Source organism: Streptomyces sp. NBC_00207 (assembly GCF_045160965.1).
Classification (GTDB): domain Bacteria; phylum Actinomycetota; class Actinomycetes; order Streptomycetales; family Streptomycetaceae; genus Streptomyces.
In genome coordinates this window covers 4,164,506-4,181,299 of sequence record NZ_CP130715.1, presented here as the reverse complement: position 1 = coordinate 4,181,299, position 16,794 = coordinate 4,164,506, and the positions used below count along the sequence as shown (strand labels likewise).

21 protein-coding genes are annotated in these 16,794 nt (G+C 71.9%); 10 read left to right on the top strand and 11 right to left on the bottom strand.

The window, feature by feature from the left end:
• Positions 1–70 precede the first annotated feature (70 nt).
• Positions 71–238, top strand: a complete 168-nt coding sequence (locus OG472_RS19790; RefSeq protein WP_327414479.1) for a hypothetical protein — start codon at positions 71–73, stop codon at positions 236–238.
• 151 nt (positions 239–389) lie between these two features.
• Here the strand turns inward: OG472_RS19790 and OG472_RS19785 are convergent, their stop codons facing one another.
• Complete coding sequence (locus OG472_RS19785; RefSeq protein ID WP_405830508.1) at positions 390–857, bottom strand: DUF6299 family protein; 468 nt, start codon at positions 855–857, stop codon at positions 390–392.
• A 172-nt stretch (positions 858–1,029) separates the two neighbouring features.
• Between OG472_RS19785 and OG472_RS19780 the strand changes: the two genes are divergently transcribed.
• Positions 1,030–1,629 (top strand): hypothetical protein, encoded by a 600-nt coding sequence (locus tag OG472_RS19780; protein ID WP_401608576.1) that lies wholly within the window; start codon positions 1,030–1,032, stop codon positions 1,627–1,629.
• A gap of 57 nt (positions 1,630–1,686) precedes the next feature.
• Positions 1,687–2,181, top strand: coding sequence for a DUF5949 family protein (locus OG472_RS19775; protein ID WP_401608578.1), 495 nt, complete (start codon positions 1,687–1,689; stop codon positions 2,179–2,181).
• Positions 2,182–2,266: 85 nt separating this feature from the next.
• On the opposite strand, the gene OG472_RS19770 is transcribed toward OG472_RS19775, so the two are convergent.
• Positions 2,267–3,514: a cytochrome P450 gene (locus tag OG472_RS19770; RefSeq protein ID WP_383576465.1), complete on the bottom strand. Its 1,248-nt coding sequence runs from the start codon at positions 3,512–3,514 to the stop codon at positions 2,267–2,269.
• A gap of 109 nt (positions 3,515–3,623) precedes the next feature.
• Positions 3,624–4,790: a low temperature requirement protein A gene (locus OG472_RS19765; protein WP_401608583.1), complete on the bottom strand. Its 1,167-nt coding sequence runs from the start codon at positions 4,788–4,790 to the stop codon at positions 3,624–3,626.
• A gap of 63 nt (positions 4,791–4,853) precedes the next feature.
• Between OG472_RS19765 and OG472_RS19760 the strand changes: the two genes are divergently transcribed.
• The 7 genes from OG472_RS19760 (at position 4,854) to OG472_RS19730 (ending at position 10,554) form a co-directional block, all read left to right on the top strand.
• Positions 4,854–5,036, top strand: coding sequence for a hypothetical protein (locus OG472_RS19760; protein ID WP_405830504.1), 183 nt, complete (start codon positions 4,854–4,856; stop codon positions 5,034–5,036).
• A 28-nt stretch (positions 5,037–5,064) separates the two neighbouring features.
• Positions 5,065–6,207 (top strand): MFS transporter, encoded by a 1,143-nt coding sequence (locus OG472_RS19755; protein WP_405830503.1) that lies wholly within the window; start codon positions 5,065–5,067, stop codon positions 6,205–6,207.
• On the top strand, positions 6,204–8,534 hold the full coding sequence (locus OG472_RS19750; protein WP_405941805.1) for a molybdopterin oxidoreductase family protein: 2,331 nt from the start codon (positions 6,204–6,206) through the stop codon (positions 8,532–8,534). Before OG472_RS19755 ends, OG472_RS19750 begins: the two co-directional genes overlap by 4 nt.
• 6 nt (positions 8,535–8,540) lie before the next feature.
• Complete coding sequence (locus tag OG472_RS19745; RefSeq protein WP_401608590.1) at positions 8,541–9,197, top strand: 4Fe-4S dicluster domain-containing protein; 657 nt, start codon at positions 8,541–8,543, stop codon at positions 9,195–9,197.
• Positions 9,194–9,868 (top strand): ubiquinol-cytochrome c reductase iron-sulfur subunit, encoded by a 675-nt coding sequence (locus tag OG472_RS19740; protein WP_405941804.1) that lies wholly within the window; start codon positions 9,194–9,196, stop codon positions 9,866–9,868. The genes OG472_RS19745 and OG472_RS19740 overlap by 4 nt, the downstream gene beginning before the upstream one ends.
• Entirely contained in the window at positions 9,865–10,233 is a 369-nt protein-coding gene (locus tag OG472_RS19735; RefSeq protein ID WP_401608594.1) for a hypothetical protein, read from the top strand. The genes OG472_RS19740 and OG472_RS19735 overlap by 4 nt, the downstream gene beginning before the upstream one ends.
• 108 nt (positions 10,234–10,341) lie before the next feature.
• Positions 10,342–10,554 (top strand): hypothetical protein, encoded by a 213-nt coding sequence (locus tag OG472_RS19730; RefSeq protein WP_405941803.1) that lies wholly within the window; start codon positions 10,342–10,344, stop codon positions 10,552–10,554.
• 49 nt (positions 10,555–10,603) lie between these two features.
• Here the strand turns inward: OG472_RS19730 and mscL are convergent, their stop codons facing one another.
• The 8 genes from mscL to OG472_RS19690 all read right to left on the bottom strand — a co-directional run bounded on the left by mscL (position 10,604) and on the right by OG472_RS19690 (position 16,572).
• Positions 10,604–11,107, bottom strand: a complete 504-nt coding sequence (gene mscL, locus OG472_RS19725) for a large conductance mechanosensitive channel protein MscL (RefSeq protein ID WP_405830499.1) — start codon at positions 11,105–11,107, stop codon at positions 10,604–10,606.
• A 120-nt stretch (positions 11,108–11,227) separates the two neighbouring features.
• The gene (locus OG472_RS19720) at positions 11,228–11,752 is read right to left on the bottom strand and encodes a hypothetical protein (RefSeq protein WP_401608872.1); all 525 of its coding nucleotides are present in this window, start codon (positions 11,750–11,752) and stop codon (positions 11,228–11,230) included.
• Between the two features lie 139 nt (positions 11,753–11,891).
• Positions 11,892–12,710: an orotidine-5'-phosphate decarboxylase gene (gene pyrF / locus OG472_RS19715; protein ID WP_405941802.1), complete on the bottom strand. Its 819-nt coding sequence runs from the start codon at positions 12,708–12,710 to the stop codon at positions 11,892–11,894.
• Between the two features lie 16 nt (positions 12,711–12,726).
• On the bottom strand, positions 12,727–13,284 hold the full coding sequence (locus tag OG472_RS19710; RefSeq protein ID WP_401608601.1) for a carboxymuconolactone decarboxylase family protein: 558 nt from the start codon (positions 13,282–13,284) through the stop codon (positions 12,727–12,729).
• 82 nt (positions 13,285–13,366) lie between these two features.
• A complete protein-coding gene (locus tag OG472_RS19705; protein WP_401608603.1) occupies positions 13,367–13,858 on the bottom strand; it encodes a hypothetical protein in 492 nt (163 codons plus the stop codon).
• 69 nt (positions 13,859–13,927) lie between these two features.
• On the bottom strand, positions 13,928–14,761 hold the full coding sequence (locus OG472_RS19700; RefSeq protein ID WP_401608606.1) for an S-methyl-5'-thioadenosine phosphorylase: 834 nt from the start codon (positions 14,759–14,761) through the stop codon (positions 13,928–13,930).
• A gap of 73 nt (positions 14,762–14,834) precedes the next feature.
• Positions 14,835–15,140: an FmdB family zinc ribbon protein gene (locus OG472_RS19695; protein ID WP_401608608.1), complete on the bottom strand. Its 306-nt coding sequence runs from the start codon at positions 15,138–15,140 to the stop codon at positions 14,835–14,837.
• A 67-nt stretch (positions 15,141–15,207) separates the two neighbouring features.
• Positions 15,208–16,572, bottom strand: coding sequence for an MFS transporter (locus tag OG472_RS19690; RefSeq protein ID WP_405830493.1), 1,365 nt, complete (start codon positions 16,570–16,572; stop codon positions 15,208–15,210).
• Positions 16,573–16,794: the final 222 nt, after the last annotated feature.

The following is a 16,794-nucleotide window of genomic DNA, read 5'->3' as shown; positions in this document are numbered from 1 at the left end:
CGGACGGTCACCCCGGGTTGTGGGGCGCCGGAGGTGGAGTGATGATGCGGTCCATGGAACGGATCGTGTTGTGCGCGGGCTGAGCAAGGCCGCCGTGACGGGAGTCCTGGCCCTGGTCCTGCTGGCGGCCGGGGCGCCGACCGTCGTGGACTGGACGACGGGGCGTCCGCACGCGGACGCCGAGTGCCGGTCGGTGGCCTTCATGTCGATGACGGACGTCGCCCCCGAGTGCCGCTGACGCCCGTCGGGGTGCGGGGTGCCGGTGTGCTGCCAGGTGCGGCCGCAGGGCGGGCAGGCCGGGTCTGCCGGGCGGGCCGGGGCCCGAGCGCCCGGTCCCGGTAGCGGCGGCTACCGGACGGGACGGGCGCGTGCCACGGGCCCGCTGGCGCTCAGTGCCCGGCGTGGACCTCGACGTCCTGCGTGTCCTGGGCGACCGTGTCGACCGACCGCGGCATCAGACCCGAGAGGCGGATCTCCTGGAGCTCCGCGGTGACCTCCGCGCGGCCCGGGTGCAGGCGCGCGCCGACGGCCAGCGCGCCCACCGGCAGGCCCTCGACGCCGGCCGGGGCGTGCGCCACCCACCTGCGCTCGGTGCCGTCGCAGACGGGCTGCTCCGCGTTGATGCTCAACTGGGTGCCGTCCTGCTCGACGGTCGCCTTGATCTGCATCGCCCCTGAGGGTGACGCCTGCTCGCAGTGGTAGGTGCCGGAAAGGATGACGCCGCCGTCCTCTTCGATGTGAGCGTCATGATGTACGGAAATACCTTGGTTGAAAACGGTGGCCCCGGCCGGGACGGTGAATACCGTGGTGGCGGCCAGTGCGGCGAGAGCTGCCAGTGTCATTCGGCGGCCGGACATGCGCATTCTTCCTCCAGATGGATCCGTGTGGCGGGAATCCGCCGGAACGCATTGTGCTGGCAGTTGGCCGCAACCGGTCGCACGCACTCCCCGGGCGCACTCGTGTCGGTGAGTGCAATTGCCCGCTCGGGCGCGTGAGACTGACCGAAATACATCCCCGAAGGGATCGCGAATGCGTCAGTCCGCCGCCCGCCGCCACACCCCCGTCCTCGCCGCCGCCCTCCTCCCGTTCCTCCTCCTCGGTGCCACGGCCTGCCAGAGCGCCCCGCAGGAAGCCGCGCTCGCCCCGGCCGTGGCGCCCGCCGTCCCGGTGGACGACGGGGCGCCGGGCGCGGAGGCACCCGTACGGACCGCCGTGAAGGAAGCCCATGTGGGTGACTCCGTACGGGTGGACGGTGCACAGGTCGGCCGACACCTCCAGGCCGTGCTGGCCTCGTACGTGGACCCCGCGATCAGCGTCGAGAAGAACTACGCCCCGCCCGCCGGCAAGCGCTGGGTGGCCGCCCAGATGTCCTTCGTCAACGTGGGCGGGACCTCGTACGGGGCCCTCGGACGCATGTGGGCGCACGACAGCGCGGGGCGGCGCCACCCGGTGGTGTCCACCGGCGAGCTGACCACCGGCAAACCGCTCGTCTTCGATTCCCTGGAGGTCGGTGAGCGGGCCGAAGGATGGGTGGTGTTCGAAATCCCGGAAAACACGCGCATTGTGCGTCTGCAGTACCAGGACGCGAACATGCAGACGAATTCCGGAGAGGGATTCTGGGCGGTCTAGCCCGCCCGGGTGAAAGGCCGTGAAAGGCCCGGGGGCGGGACCACTAGGGTGCGGCGCATGACTTCTACTCAAGCCGAAATCGACCGGTCCCAGCTCGGCACCCTTTCGGTGCTCGCCTGGATCGGCGACCCCTCCGAGGCGCACGACATCCCGTACCTCCTCGCCTACACCCTGGGCGACGGTCCGAAGGGCCGGGAGGCAGGCGAGGCGGCGGCCCGCGGGCTGCTCGAGGAGATCGGCCTGCCCATCGGCGACGTCGTCATGGACGGTACGCGCAACCCGGCCGCCTTCCCGGTGCAGATCCTGCTGGAGGGCGACCAGATCGCGCTCACCCTGCCCGGGATGAACGCGCAGTGCACCGCCCCCAAGGAGTGGGTCGACGCCGCGGACGAGAGCGGGCAGGCCTACTTCCTGTTCGCCACGCGCGCCTGGCCCGAGGCGGTCCCCGGGCAGCCGGTCGACGCGGAGACCCTGCAGAGGTTCGCGGGCGACGAGTCCGTGCTCACGGGCAGCGCCCACTGCGTCCTCGCCGTGCGCCGCCTGCAGAAGTAGCCGCACGGCGGGTGCCGCCACCACCCGCTCCGGCCGCCGGGCTCCCAGCCTGCCCGGTGGCCGGTTCCTTTCCTTCCCGGGCCCGTCAGGGGCGCTCGAAGGCGAACTTGAGCGAGCGGACCCGGTTGTCGAAGTTCGACCCCGCCAGGTCCGGCAGCCCCACCGCGCGCAGTCCGACCGGCCGGGTGAGCAGCTCGCGGAAGAGCGCCTTCATCTCCACCCGGGCCAGGTGCGCGCCCAGGCAGAAATGCGGGCCGCCGCCGCCGAACCCCAGGTGCGGATTGGGCGAGCGGGTGATGTCGAAGGCGTCGGGGTCGGGGAAGACGGCCTCGTCGCGGTTGGCGGAGGCGTAGTAGAGCACCACCTTGTCGCCCGGCCGGAACACGTGCCCGTCCATGGTGTGCTCGGCGGCCACCGTCCGGCGGAACTGGATGATCGGCGTCGAGTGGCGGATCATCTCGTCCACCGCGCCGTCCGCGTACTTCTCGAAGTCCGAGAGCAGCAGGTCCCGCTGGTCCGGGTGGTCGGTGAGCAGGGTCAGCCCGTGGGTGATCGCATTGCGGGTGGTCTCCACCCCGGCCACCATCAAGAGGGAGAAGAAGGCGCCGAGCTGGCGGGCCCCGAGGGCCTGGCCGTCCACGTTCGCGCAGACCAGCGCCGAGATCAGGTCGTCGGTGGGGTTCTTGCGCCGCTCCCGTCCGATGCCCGCGACCATCCGCTGCATACGGGCGAGCGCGCGCAGCCCGCGCCCGGGCATCCGCAGCCGAGCCGTCAGGCCCCGTTCCACGCCGATGTTCTCCGAGGCGTGGTTGACGCGGTCGGCGATCTCGGCGCGGTAGTGCTCGGGGATGCCCATCATGTTGCAGATGACGTCCAGCGGCAGCCGTGAGGCCACCGCCGATACGAACTCGTCCGGCTCGTCGGCGAGCACGTCGTCCACGATGCGGGCCGCGACCGCGTGGATGTCCTCCTCGGCCGCCGCCAGCAGGCGGGGCGTGAACGCCCGCTGCACGATCTTGCGGAGCTGGGCGTGGTCGGCGCCGTCCAGATTGACCATCGAGTCGCCGAACAGTGCGCGGACCCAGCGGGCCGGTTCGGGGGTGGTCACACCGGGGGCGCTGGCGAAGACCTTGGGGAGGCGGCTGGCCTCCTGCACCTGGGCGTGCCGGACGAGGGCCCAGTGCCCGGGCCCTTCGGGGACGAAGACGGGGGAGCCGACCGCCCGCAGGCGGGCGAAGGCGGCGAGGCGGTGGGCGGGGGGCTGCTGCCAGAAGCCGGGCTCGGCCAGTTCCCTGGCGGGGTCTTCGCCGGGGCGTTGTGCGGGGAGTGTCATGGCCTGGAAACGGTGGCGGGGGCGCGGGAGTGACGGTTCCGCGCGGCCCGTCTGCCGGAGCTCCGCCCCAGACCCTCCCCCAGACTCCGTCCGGGGGGACCCCCACCCCTCAAACGCCGGCGGGGCTGAATCGGCTGGACCTTGTCGACATGGTCACGCCGACCGCCACGGTCGCGGTCGAGACCAGCCCCGCCCAGAGCACCGCGTACGGGCCCGTCCACATACAGGCCAGTACGGCGAGCGCCGCCACCGGCAGCACCAGCTGCTCGGCGAGGCCGCGCTTGAAGTGGCGGGAGTGCAGGAGCCACACCATCAGCAGGAACAGCGCGGCCGGGACGGTCACGGCCGCGTTGGCGGCGAGCTGGGAGACGTGCGCCTTGTGGACGGCGTGCTCCACCGCGACCTCGATGCCGGCGCCGATCGCCGCACCCGAGGCGAAGATCAGCAGGTGGCCGTACCCCCACGGGATCGCCTCGCGGTTGGACGTCAGGTGCTCGTGCATCGGTACGGCGAAGTAGATCCACCAGGCGGCGAAGACGATCAGCAGCCCGCCCGCCGCGATGGGCAGCAGCAGGTCGAGGGCCTCGTGCTCGTCGAGTGCCGATTTGACCGCGACCGTGCTCGCGGCGATCGTCTCGCCGAGCACGATGATGGTGAACAGGCCGTACCGCTCCACGATGTGGTGGGCGTGCCAGGGCGTCTGGTGCCCGTGTTCGGCGATCACCGGAACGAGCAGTTCGCAGGCGGCCACGACCAGGAACAGCCACCGCTTCCAGTCGTCCGGGGCGAACAGCAGCGTCACCCAGCCGAGCTGGCAGAGCACCAGTCCGGCCGCGTACTTCAGCGCCGATGTACGGGCCGTGCCGCTCTCCCCGGAGGCCGCCCGCAGCCACTGCGCCGTCAGCGCGACGCGCATGATGATGTAGCCGACGACGGCGACGGCCCAGTTGTTCTCGTCGAAGGCGCGGCTCACCCCCGCCGCGTAGACGAGGACGCCGGCGATCTGCACCAGGGTCGCGATCCGGTACGGCACGTCGTCGCAGTCGTAGGCGGAGGCGAACCACGTGAAGTTCATCCACGCCCACCACACCCCGAAGAAGACGAAGAAGTAGCCGATCACCCCGGTGACGGGATGGCCCTCCGCCAGCGAGTGCACCAGCCGTGCCCCGCACTGCGCGATCGCGACGACGAAGCAGAGGTCGAAGAACAGCTCCAGCGGGGTGGACGCGCGGTGGTCCTCGTCGGGGCTGCGGGCGGTCATGGGGGAGTAGGCCATACCGGCCAGGAGACCAGAGGGACCGGCCCCCGGCAGGTCGGACGCGCTGCCGGCGCCGCCCCTGTGCCCCGGACGTACCGGAAGGTCACCGGCCGTCCGCTGCGGCCCACCCCGGACTTCGCGCAGCGCCTCGCGGACCTCGGCAAGGAGGTGCACCTGCGCTTCGTGCTCGTGCCGGGCCTCACCGACGTGCGCGCTCCGGTCGACCGCATTCGGCCTAATGATGAGTGCCGCATAACGGGCTGAATCGGCACAGGTCACCTAGCGTGGGGCTGTGTCCGAGCCATCAGAAGCCCTTGCCGCCCCGCCCCCGCCCCCCGGCGCCGCGGGCGCCGCCGGGGCCGCGGAGGCCCAGCCGGACCCGGCCCGGCCCCCGTCCGAACCGGGCGCACGGCGGTCGGTCACCGCACGGGCCACGCTGGCCGGCACCGTCGTCTCGCTCCTGCTCGTCGCCGCGATCGTGCTGGGCAGCCGGCTGCTGCGCGACTTCGACTCGGCGCTGCTGCCGTACGCCGTAGCCACCGTCTTCCTGGCCTTCGGCGTGGCCTACCGGTACACGGTCTGGGTCTCCGCACCCGCCGCGCGCCGCCTCTTCGAGAAGGGCTTCGGCAGCTTCTTATCGGCCGACAACTTCCGCAAGGCACCCACCGCCCTGCCGAAGATGATCGCCACCTACCTCGGCTTCCAGAAGTTCCTCGGAGCCCGCTCGCGCGGCCGCTGGATCGCCCACCAGTTCATCTTCTGGGGCTGCCTGCTGGCCGCGGCGATCACCTTCCCGCTGACCTGGGGCTGGTTCACCTTCACCTCCGACAGCGGCCCCGGCCCCGGCTACGAGATGCGGATCTGGGGCTACAAGGTGATGGGCTTCGACGCCCTGAACTTCCTGGGCTGGCTGATGTTCCACGGCCTGGACATCGCCGCCGTGCTCGTCATCCCCGGGGCCTCGTACTTCCTGTGGCGCAGGATGAAGGACCGCGGCGCCATCACCGGGCAGCGCTTCGCCTACGACCTGCTGCCGCTGATCTGCCTGATCGTGATCTCCGTGACCGGTCTGCTGCTGACCTTCTCTTCGATCTTCCTGCACGGCGGCGGCTACGAGTTCCTGGCCATCCTGCACATGGTGTCCGTGGTGTTCACCCTCATCTACATCCCGTTCGGGAAGTTCTTCCACATCGTCCAGCGCCCGGCCGCCGTCGGCATGCAGCTGTTCAAGTACACGGCCCGCCGGGACGAGCAGGTCTTCGCCTGCAAGCGCTGCGGGGAGCCCATCGACACCACCCCCTACGTGGAGAACCTGCGCGGCACGATGCAGGACCTGAAGCTCGACTTCAACGCCTTCGTCGAATACTGCCCGCGGTGCAAGCGGGTCCTGCGCGGCAACGCCTATCTGACCCAGGTCAAGAAGGGCTTCAAGTGACCGCGACCGACCCCGCCGAGGCCGCTTCCCGGCCCGTGCCGATCTCCCTCGACCCCTCCATCGCCCCGCCCGGCACGCGCAACTTCCGCGACGCGGGCGGCATCCCCGCCGACCAGTGGCACGCCGACCAGGACGGCGAGACCCTCGTCCCCACCCACTGCTGCTTCTGCGGAGTGCAGTGCGGGATGTACCTGCGCGTGGACAAGGGCGGCAAGGTCTTCGGCGTGGAGCCCCGCAACCACGACATCAACCGGATGCGGCTGTGCCCCAAGGGGATCAACGCCTACCAGCAGGTCAACCACCCCGACCGGCTGACCGCGCCGCTGATGCGCCGCTCCCGGGACGAGGAGTTCCGCGAGGTTTCCTGGGACGAGGCGCTGGACTTCACCGTCTCCGAGATCCGCCGGATCCAGGAGGCCCACGGCAACGACGCCTTCGGCCTGCTCGGCGGCGCCAGCCTCTACTCCGAGAAGACCTACCTGGTCGGCAAGTTCGGCCGGGTCGCCCTCAAGACCCGGCACGTCGACTACAACGGCCGCCTGTGCATGGTCAGCGCCGCGGGCGCCAACAAACTGTCCTTCGGCATCGACCGGGCCGCCAACCCCTTCTCCGACATCCTCCTCACCGACTGCCTGCTCATCGCCGGGTCGAACGTGGGGGAGTGCTTCCCGGTGATGACCCAGTACGTCTGGGGAGCCCGCGACCGGGGCGCCGCCCTGATCGTCGTCGACCCGCGGGAGACGGCCGTCGCCCGCACCGCCGACGTCCACGTCGCCCTCAAGCCCGGTACCGACTCGGCCTTCTTCAACGCCGTGCTCCACGTGATCGTCGCCGAAGGCCTGACCGACGAGCCGTACCTCGCCGCCCACACCACCGGCTGGGACGAGGTCAGGAAGGCCGTCCAGGACTACCCGCCCGCCCGCTCCGCCGGGATCTGCGGGATCCCCGAAGCGCAGATCGTCCAGGTGGCCCGGATGTTCGGCGGCGCCGGCAAGGCCATGGCCTTCCATGCCCGCGGCATCGAACACCACTCGCAGGGCGTCGAGAACTGCCTGTCCGTCATCAACATGTGCGTGGCCACCGGGAACCTCGGCAAACCCGGCGCCGGCTACGGCACCATCACCGGCCAGGGCAACGGTCAGGGCGGCCGCGAACACGGCCAGAAGGCCGACCTCCTCCCCGGCGGCCGCTCCATCCTGAACGAGGAGCACCGCCGCCAGATCTGCCGGATCTGGGGCATCGAGGAGTCCGAACTCCCCACCGCCGGCACCTCCATGATGGAAATGGTCTGGCAGATGCAGCGCCAGGAGATCCGCGGTCTGATCGGCATCTGCAACAACCCCTTCGTCTCGCTCCCGAACTACACGGCGGTCAAGAAGGGCTACGACACCCTCGAATTCCACGCGCAGTTCGACTTCTTCCTCTCGGAGACCGCGACCAACGCACACGTGGTCTTCCCCGTCACCGTCTGGGCGGAGGACGAGGGCGTCATGGCGAACACCGAGGCCCGCGTCGTCAAGCACAACAAGGCGCAGGAGCCCCCCGCCGGGGTGCGCACCGACACCTGGGTGATGTGCGAACTCGCCAAGCGCCTGGGCGCGGGAGACAAATTCGCCTTCACGAGCTCCCGCGAGGTGTTCGACGAGCTGCGCATCGCCTCCGCCGACACGGTCAACGACTACTACGGCATCACCTACGAGCGCCTGGAGGAGACCGGCGGCATCATGTGGCCCTGCCCCTCCACCGACCACCCGGGCACCCCCCGGCTGTTCGAGGGCGGCAGGACCTACCACCCCGACGGCAAGATCCACATGCAGGTCGTCGAGTGGCACGCGCCGATGGACCCCTACAACGAGGAGTACCCCCTCTCCCTCACCACCGGCCGCACCGTCGCGCACTTCCTCTCCGGCAACCAGACCCGCCGCCTGGGCGCCCTCGTCGAACAGACCCCGCGCCCCTGGGTGGAGATCCACCCCTCGCACGGCTACCGGAACGGCGATCCGGTCCGGGTGACCACCCGCCGCGGCAGCGAGGTCTTCCCGGCCCTGGTCACCGAGGCCATCCGCCCGGACACCGTCTTCATCCCCTACCACTGGCCCGTGCCGACGGCCGCGAACGCCCTGACCATCGACGCCCTCGACCCCCGCTCGAAGATCCCCGAGTACAAGGTCTGCGCCGCCCGGATCGAGCCCGCCGAGCGGATCGACGAGGTCCCCGCGCCTCCCACGGCCCCGGGCCACGAGGCCTATCCGGCGACCCAGGTCTCGCGCACCGATCCCCTGCCCCCCACGTCCTCGCAGGGCCGTGGCACGGCGGAGAGGAGCTGACCCGCCATGATGGGCCGCACGATCTTCATCGACCCGGGCCGCTGCATCGGCTGCCAGGCCTGCGTCTCCGCCTGCCGCGAATGCGACTCCCACCGCGGCAAGTCGATGATCCACCTGGACTACACCGAGCCCGGCCTGTCCGTCGCCTCCCTTCCGACCGTCTGCATGCACTGCGAGGACCCGGTCGCACCCTGCGCCGAGGTCTGCCCCGCCGACGCGATCCTGGTGACCGCCGACGGAGTGGTCCAGCAGGCCGACACCACCCGCTGCATCGGCTGCGCCAACTGCGTCAACGCCTGCCCCTTCGGCGTCCCCAAGATCGACCTCCAGGCGAAGCTGCAGATGAAGTGCAACCTCTGCTACGACCGCACCGCCTACGGCCTGGCGCCCATGTGCGCCACCGTCTGCCCCACCGGCGCCCTCTTCTACGGAACCCTGGAGGAGCTCCAGGCCGAGCGCCCCGGCGTCCAGGTCGCCGACTCCTTCGTCTTCGGTGACGTGATGGTCAGCACCGGAGTGGCGATGGTCGTCCCCGCCGACAAGGTCCAATGGCCGGTCCCCGGCGGTCTGCCGGTGGTCGAGATCAATGGAGTGGACATGCGCGAAGAGCCTTCGACCAAGGGTGGCGGCGGGCGACGGGTGGGCGGAGGCGACGTCCGGTGAGCGTGACCGAACAGCCCCCTCCGTCCCCGGCCCCGGGCCCCGAACCCGACGGGGACGCGGCCGCCGAGCAGCTGCGCGACCGGATCAGCGCCGACTCCCTCACCACCCGCCGCGACTACCTGCGGATCGTCGCCACCGTCTCCGGCGGCCTCGCCGTCGGCGGGATCGGCGTCGCCGCCGGCATCCTGCACCGGCACGGCGACAGCGAGACGCTGCCCGAGCCCAAGAAGGTCACCGACCGGCTGGCGCCGGGCCAGTCCGTGGCCTTCCGCTTCCCCGGCGACGAGGACCGGGCCCTCGCCGTACGGCTGAGCGACGGCTCCCTCGTCGGCTACTCCGCCGTCTGTACCCACCTGGCCTGCGCCGTGCTCTGGCGCGAGGACCGGGGCGCCGACGGGGAGCTGTACTGCCCCTGCCACGAGGGCGTCTTCGACGCCCGCACCGGCGAGGTGACCGCGGGCCCGCCGCCACGGCCGCTCCCCAAGGTCTTCCTGACCGAACAGGCGGACGGCAGCGTCTGGGCCCTCGCCACCTCCCGGTCGGGAGAGCCTGCCAGGGAGGCCCTCTGCCGGCAGTTCGGCGATTCCCACCCCGAGGCCGCCCAGCAGCTGCGCTGCCCCGGCGCGGGCCGGGGCAGCGCGAGCGCCCCGTCCGAGAAGAGGCGGACATGAGCGACGCACAGCTGCCCCCGCGCCCGGAGTACCACCCCGGCAGTGCCCGGCCCCGGCTGAACCGGCCGGTGCGGGAGCGGTATCCGCAGATCCGCTCCACCAGCGGATACGGAGACCCGCGGATCCGGCACACCGGCCCCGGCCCCGGGGCCGGCACCGAGCAGGAGCCGGAGCGGTCCTCGAGGCTGAACGCGCGTCTGGCCCTGGCCCTCACCGTGGTCATCGGCCAGCTCTGGGCGCTCACCGTCACCGTCAACGAGTGGATGAAGGGCAACACCGGTACGGCCTGGTGGGGCGCGGGATTCCTGATCCTGTCCTTCCTCGTCGTGATCGGACTGTGGCTCCTCGACCCGAAGGACCGATGACCATGTCCATACCCGCCCCCGCTCCCGCCCCGCGCCCGGTGCGCTCGCACCGCGCCGAGGCCCCCAGCCGAGCCGGGCCGCGGGCGGGGGCGGCCGTACCCTGGAGGCATGAGCAGCGTCCCCGCCTCCGACCCGCAGTCCTCGCGTCCCGTCCCCGCGGCCGACCGGCCCCGGCCGAAGCCGAAGCTGGTCTTCGACGACCCGCTGGACCAGCAGTCCTCGGACGACACCGACCGGGGCTGGGGCGAGCGGCCGACCGCCGGCGGAAGTGCGGCCGACCTGGCCCGCTTCCTCGACGAGAAGCCCCCGCACCACATCTGACCCGCCGAGGCGGCCGCGACGGCCGCATCGGCCGGACCAGCCGGACCGGTCAGTAGGCGCCGCGCGACCCCCCGGGGCCGGCGCTGCCGCCACCGTTGGCGCGCTGTGCGACCAGCTCGTCCCGGATCTCCTTGAGGACCTCCAGCTCGGTGATCTCGACGAGCTCCTGGACGCCCTCCCGGGCCTTGCGGCGGGCCTCCTGCTTGGCCAGGTACTTCGCCATCGGCAGCACCATGAGGAAGTACACGACCGCCGCGGTGATCAGGAAGGTCAGCGTGGCGTTCAGCACCGAGCCCCAGAGGATCTCCACACCCGTCGGCTGGCCGTTCGGGCCGATGGCGCACGGGCTCTTGAGGCAGGACTTGTAGCCGTCCAGGCTCTGCGTGCCCACCGCGCCGATCACCGGGCTGATGATCCCCTTGACCACCGAGTTCACGATGTTCGTGAACGCGGCGCCGATCACCACGGCCACCGCCAGGTCGACCACGTTGCCGCGCATCAGGAAGGCCTTGAAGCCTGCCAGCACGCTCTCCTTCTTCTTCTCGCTCACCACTGAGCCTTTCTTCGCATGTGCCGAACACGGAGCCAACGGTTCCGAAAGCTACGGCAGTCCAGGCGCAGCGTGTCCAATCGACCCCCATCTCACGGTGAATTGACCGACCGCGCGTGCGGATCAACACAACGTCACCGCCAGTCGCGTCACGGCGCCCGCCCCCACGAGATCCCGCGCGGTGTCCCGGGGCACGGACAGGACCACCAGAGCCCCGCCGTCCCCAACGCCGGTGTCCGGACGGGGCACTTCGGCGACCCGGGCCCCCGCGGCCACCACCCTGGGCGGTCCGGCGCGCTCGGCCGCGACCACGTCGACCCGGTCGCCGGGCCGCAGCAGCCGCACCGTCGCGGCGTCCGCGATGCGCACCGGGGCCGACACCATCCGTACCGCCGCGGGCGGGGCGGCACCGTGCGGGGCCCTTACCGGCGGTGGCGCCGCGCCCCGCGAAGCCTGCGCCTCCGTCCCGCCCACCGCCAGGGCCGCCGCCACGACGGCCAGCCCGGCCGAGGCGGCCCGCCGCCTGCGCCGCACGACCCGCCGCAGCCGGTTCCCGCCCCGCCCCACACGGAGCGGCGGGAACGGCGGGACCGGGCGTGCGGGGGGACATGCGGAGGGAGTCGAAGATGCCGTGGAGCAAAGGGACATGAAGAACACCACCAGACCGAGTGAGCTGCCGTGCCCGGACCCGTCGCCCGGACGCATCCCACGATCCGCCCTCCCCGGGGATCCCTCCGGAGCCTGTGGACGGTCCCCAGCCTGTGGACAACCCCGTCACCCGCAGGAGTTAAGAGGCGGCCCTGGCCCGCCGCAGCGCGGCCACCGGGTCCGCGGCCCGCGCGATCGACCGGCCCACCACGACGTGCGAGGCCCCGGCCGCGAAGGCGGCCTGCGGCGTCCCCGCCCGCGCGTGCCCGCCTGCCGAGCCGCCCACCACACGCCCGGCCGAGCCGCCCACCACACGCCCTGCCGATCCGCCCACCACGCCGCCGCCTGCCCCGCCGCCGGCCGAGCCGGCTACCGCGCCGCCGACCGGCCCGTCCGGCCCCAGCGTCACCCCCGGCGTCACGATCAGCCGGTCCGGTCCCAGCAGCCGGCGCAGCAGCCCGGCCTCCCGCGGCGAGGCGATGACCCCGTCGCATCCGGCGCCCACCGCCAGCCGGGCCAGCCGCAGCACCTGCTCCTCGGTGTCCGCCCCGATGCCGATGTCGGCGAGGTCGCCGGCGGTCATGCTGGTGACCACGGTCAGCGCGAGCACCCGCAGCCGCGGGAACTCCCGCGCCGCCTCGACCGCCGCGGCCATGATCCCCGTACCGCCCATGCTGTGCACGGTCACCATGGACGCGCCGAGCGCGCCCGCGGCCCGGACGGCGCCGGCGACGGAGTTCGGGATCTCGAAGAGCTTCAGGTCGAGGAAGACCTCGTGGCCCCGCTCGGCCAGGTCCCGTGCGAGCCCGGGGCCCGCGGCGGTCAGGAGTTCCAGGCCGATCTTGTAGGAGTCGCACGCGTCGCCGAGGCGCTCGACGAGCTCCTCGGCGGCCCGGCGGTCGTCGAAGTCGAGGGCGACGATGACCTTGCGGTCGGCGAAGGGGGAGTCCGTGGTCACGCCGTCATTGTCAGGGTCACGGCCTGGCCGGGATCCGGCAGGCCTCGGCGAAGCCCTGACTGGTCAGGCCGAAGGCGCTGTTGACGCGCGAGCGCCAGTTCTCCAGGGCGACCATCGCGGTGAGTTCGACGAACGCCGCCTCGCCGAGCCGCGCGATCAGTTCCGCGGCGAGCTCGTCCGTGACCGCCGGCTCGGTCTCGGTCATGGCCTCGGCGTACTCCATGACCAGCAGTTCCAGGTCGGTGAACACCTCGCGGGCCTCCCGCCACCGCGGCACCTGCTCGATCTTCTCGGCCGGCATGCCCTGCTCGTGGCCCTCCCAGTAGCCGAAGTCCATGCACCACGAGCAGTTGATGCGGGCCGCCGCGGCCATCACGGCGAGGTGCTTGAGACCGGCGTCGAGGGCGTTCCACTTCGCCGCCTGCTGTTCCAGGCGGACGTACGAGAACAGCACGCGCGAGTTGTGCCCGTAGGCCTGGCCGGGGTCGAGCACCTTGCCGTACGTACGGCGCGAGTACCAGGAACCGATGCGCATGAGGAGGGTGCGGGGCGGGGTGAGCGAGATACGCGGCATGACAGTCATCTCCCGGGCAGGGGCGGTCTTGTTTCCGCCTTCACCAAGGAGGACCGGACAGCCGCGGCGAATGTGACAGCCGCTACGCGCTTTCCCCGCCGAGCCCTGCGCGGTCCATCCCCATCGCGCCGAGGAGCCGGGCCGTGAGGTCCTCCGCGAAGGCCTCGGAGCCGGTGAGCGCCGCCCGGATCCCCTCCGGGTCGGCGCTCAATCCGGCTGCGGCCGCCCAGTCGAGCGCGCCCGCCAGGGCCGCCTCCACGGGGAACCGGTCGACGGGTATCTCGTAGTCCTCGGCCGTGCGCCGGTTCAGCAGCGCCTTCCAGCGGCCCCCGGCGAAGGTGGCGGCCTCGACGAAGCCGACGTCGCTGTCGAGGTAGGCCACCGTGAGCACCGGCGCCCCGGTCCGCCGCGCCAGCGCCGCCGCGGCGCCGTCCGGCTGGTCGGGGTAGTGCACGGCCGACCAGCCGCCGCCCATGTCCTCGTCGCAGTCGACCGCGCACCCGATCTCGGCCGCGAACTCCCGCAGCTCCGCCACCGTGGCATGCGCCACGGCCATCCCGCCCCAATTGCCCATGCGCGCAGGCTAGGGGAGGCCACTGACAAAGCCGCCGCGAAGCCGCCGCGAAGCCCGCGGCCATGGGGACTACGGCAGCTCGATGCCCAGGTCCCAGCCGTCGTGCGCGTGCGTGCACAGGCAGGCGCGGGACTCCGTGGGGGGCAGGGCCGCCACCGCGTCGAAGAGGACCTCGCGCAGCCGCCCGACGTTCTCGCCGAAGACCTTCAGGACCTCGGTGTGGGAGACGCCCTCGCCCGTCTCGGCGCCCGCGTCCAGGTCCGTGACCAGGGCCATCGAGGTGTAGCAGAGCCCCAGCTCGCGCGCGAGGATCGCCTCGGGGTGCCCGGTCATGCCGACGACCGACCAGCCCGCCGCGGCGTGCCACTGCGACTCCGCGCGAGTCGAGAAGCGGGGCCCCTCTATGACGACCATGGTTCCGCCGTCCACCGGCTCCCAGTCCCGGCCCCGGGCCGCCGCGATCGCCACCGACCGGCCCACCGGGCAGTACGGGTCGGCGAAGGTGGTGTGCACGACGTTCGGCACCGAACCGTCCGGCAGCGGCTCACCGTCGAAGAAGGTCTGCACGCGCGACTTCGTACGGTCGACCAGCTGGTCGGGTACGAGCAGCGTGCCCGGCCCGTACTCGGCCCGCAGGCCGCCGACCGCGCACGGCCCCAGCACTTGGCGGACGCCGACCGAGCGCAGGGCCCACAGGTTGGCCCGGTAATTGATCTTGTGCGGCGGGACGGTGTGGCTGCGTCCGTGCCGGGGGAGGAAGGCCACCTGGCGGCCGGCCAGCTCACCTACGTACAGGGAGTCGCTGGGGGGCCCGTAGGGGGTCTCCACCTGGATCTCGGAGACGTCCTCCAGGAAGGAGTAGAAGCCCGAGCCGCCGATGACACCGATCTCTGCGTTCACCATGCGGCCCACCCTAACCGGGCATGCCGAAGGCCCCGCTGCCCGGTCGGGGCGGGCGGGGCCTTCGGTCAAGCGATCAGGCGGCCGACGTGGAGCTGCTGCTCGACGACGTCGAGGACGAGGCGGCAGGAGCGGCGGCCGTCGACGTCGTGGACGAGGACGAGCTCGAGGCCGGCTTCGAGGCAGGCGTGCTGCTCGACGAGGCGCCACGGCTGTCGTTCCGGTAGAAACCGGAGCCCTTGAAGACGATGCCGACCGCGGAGAACACCTTCTTCAGGCGTCCGTCACAGCTCGGGCACACGGTCAGTGCGTCATCGGTGAACTTCTGCACGGCCTCAAGGCCCTCACCGCACTCGGTGCACTGGTACTGGTAGGTCGGCACGAATTTCCTCCTGGCACTCTGACTCAATGAGTGCTAACGACGCTCCATGGTGACGTATTCCGGCGGATCAGTCCACCGTCACCGGTACGCGGTGACCCATCCCACGCTCGTTCACCCGGTTACGGGAGGCCGGCGCGGGGGCGGTCGAGACCGCCGGGACGGCCGCAGCGGCGGTCGCATCCGCCGGACCGGACGAGTTCACGATCCGGCTCGGGGCCTTCGGCGCCAGCTTCGCACGCAGCGCCAGCAGGGTGGCCAGCGCGAGCGCGGTGGCACCCATGGGCACCAGGAAGCCGTACGAGGATCCGTGCGCGTCCGTCAGGCGGCCGGCCAGGATGACGGCGATGGCCTGACCGAAGGCGATCGAACCGGTCAGCCAGGTGAAGGCCTCGGTCCGGGCGTTCGCGGGCACCAGCTGCTCGACCATCGTGTAGCCGGTGATCAGCGCCGGGGCGATGAACAGGCCGACGACCAGGCCGAGCGCGCCCAGCAGGATCACCGAGTGGGCGGCCCACAGGACGGACGCGGCGGCGGTGAGGCCGATGTAGCCCAGGATCAGCCGGCGGCGCGGGCCGATCTTCCAGGCGATGGCGCCCATGGCGATGCCGGCGATCATGTTGCCCGCGGCGAAGACGCCGTAGAGCAGGCCGTTGGCGCCGGGGTTGCCGATCTCGTTGGAGAAGGCGGCGAGCGAGACCTGCATGCCGCCGAAGACGGCGCCGATCCCGAGGAAGGCGAAGATCAGGACGCGCAGGCCCGGGAAGGACAGGGCGAAGGCGCGCTTCTCGCCGGCGGCCGCCGGGGCGTGCGGCTTGGGCTGGGTGGCGCGCTGCGCCGCGAAGAGCAGGCCGCCGAGCAGCGTCAGCGTGGCCTCGGTGACCAGGCCGGCCGCCGGGTGGACGCCGGTGCACAGGGCGGTCGCGAGGACCGGGCCGACGACGAAGGTGAACTCGTCGGTGACGGACTCGAACGCGGCGGCCGTGGGCAGCAGCGGCGAGCCCTCCAGCTTGACGGCCCAGCGGGCCCGGACCATCGGGCCGACCTGCGGCACCGAGGCGCCTGCGGGTACGGCGGCCAGTGCCAGTGCCCAGACCGGAGCGCCCGCGAGGGCGAGCGCGGCCAGGCCGCTGACGGCGGCGGCGTGCGTGAGGACCACGGGGAGCAGGACGGCGCTCTGGCCGAAGCGGTCGGTGAAGATGCCCATCACGGGGGCGGAGAGCGCCATCGAGACGCCGGTGACGGCGGCGACGATGCCGGCGCTGGCGTAGGAACCGGTGGTGTGCTGGACCAGCAGCAGGATGCTGATGGTCAGCATGCCGAAGGGGAGTCGTGCTGCGAAGCCGGGGAGTACGAAGCCGAGGGCGCCGGGCGTGCGCATGAGCTGCCCGTAGCCGGGGCGGGCGGACTTGTCGGTCGTGACCGCGGATGTCACGGCCTTGCCTTTCCGCTGCCTGGTAGAGCTTCCCCGTCTGCGGACGGTGCTTCGCTTTGTGAGCGGCCGCACCCGTACATGTGGGAGCCCCGAGAGCTGTCCTCTTGCGCAGAACCGAGTGATACCTGGGCGCCCACTGCGGGAGGGTGCCACGGCCGCTTTGCGGTCGCGCCAGCTCTGCGTCAGGCAGAGTTGGTTCGATCTGTTGTGCCTTCATCGTAC

Bases quoted from the DNA above. Each gene is read 5' to 3' on its own strand.
- OG472_RS19785 (WP_405830508.1), bottom strand. From the start codon at position 857: ATGTCCGGCCGCCGAATGACACTGGCAGCTCTCGCCGCACTGGCCGCC.
- OG472_RS19780 (WP_401608576.1), top strand. From the start codon at position 1,030: ATGCGTCAGTCCGCCGCCCGCCGCCACACCCCCGTCCTCGCCGCCGCC.
- OG472_RS19775 (WP_401608578.1), top strand. From the start codon at position 1,687: ATGACTTCTACTCAAGCCGAAATCGACCGGTCCCAGCTCGGCACCCTT.
- OG472_RS19770 (WP_383576465.1), bottom strand. From the start codon at position 3,514: ATGACACTCCCCGCACAACGCCCCGGCGAAGACCCCGCCAGGGAACTG.
- OG472_RS19765 (WP_401608583.1), bottom strand. From the start codon at position 4,790: ATGGCCTACTCCCCCATGACCGCCCGCAGCCCCGACGAGGACCACCGC.
- OG472_RS19745 (WP_401608590.1), top strand. From the start codon at position 8,541: ATGATGGGCCGCACGATCTTCATCGACCCGGGCCGCTGCATCGGCTGC.
- OG472_RS19735 (WP_401608594.1), top strand. From the start codon at position 9,865: ATGAGCGACGCACAGCTGCCCCCGCGCCCGGAGTACCACCCCGGCAGT.
- OG472_RS19730 (WP_405941803.1), top strand. From the start codon at position 10,342: ATGAGCAGCGTCCCCGCCTCCGACCCGCAGTCCTCGCGTCCCGTCCCC.
- OG472_RS19720 (WP_401608872.1), bottom strand. From the start codon at position 11,752: ATGTCCCTTTGCTCCACGGCATCTTCGACTCCCTCCGCATGTCCCCCC.
- OG472_RS19710 (WP_401608601.1), bottom strand. From the start codon at position 13,284: ATGCCGCGTATCTCGCTCACCCCGCCCCGCACCCTCCTCATGCGCATC.
- OG472_RS19705 (WP_401608603.1), bottom strand. From the start codon at position 13,858: ATGGGCAATTGGGGCGGGATGGCCGTGGCGCATGCCACGGTGGCGGAG.
- OG472_RS19700 (WP_401608606.1), bottom strand. From the start codon at position 14,761: ATGGTGAACGCAGAGATCGGTGTCATCGGCGGCTCGGGCTTCTACTCC.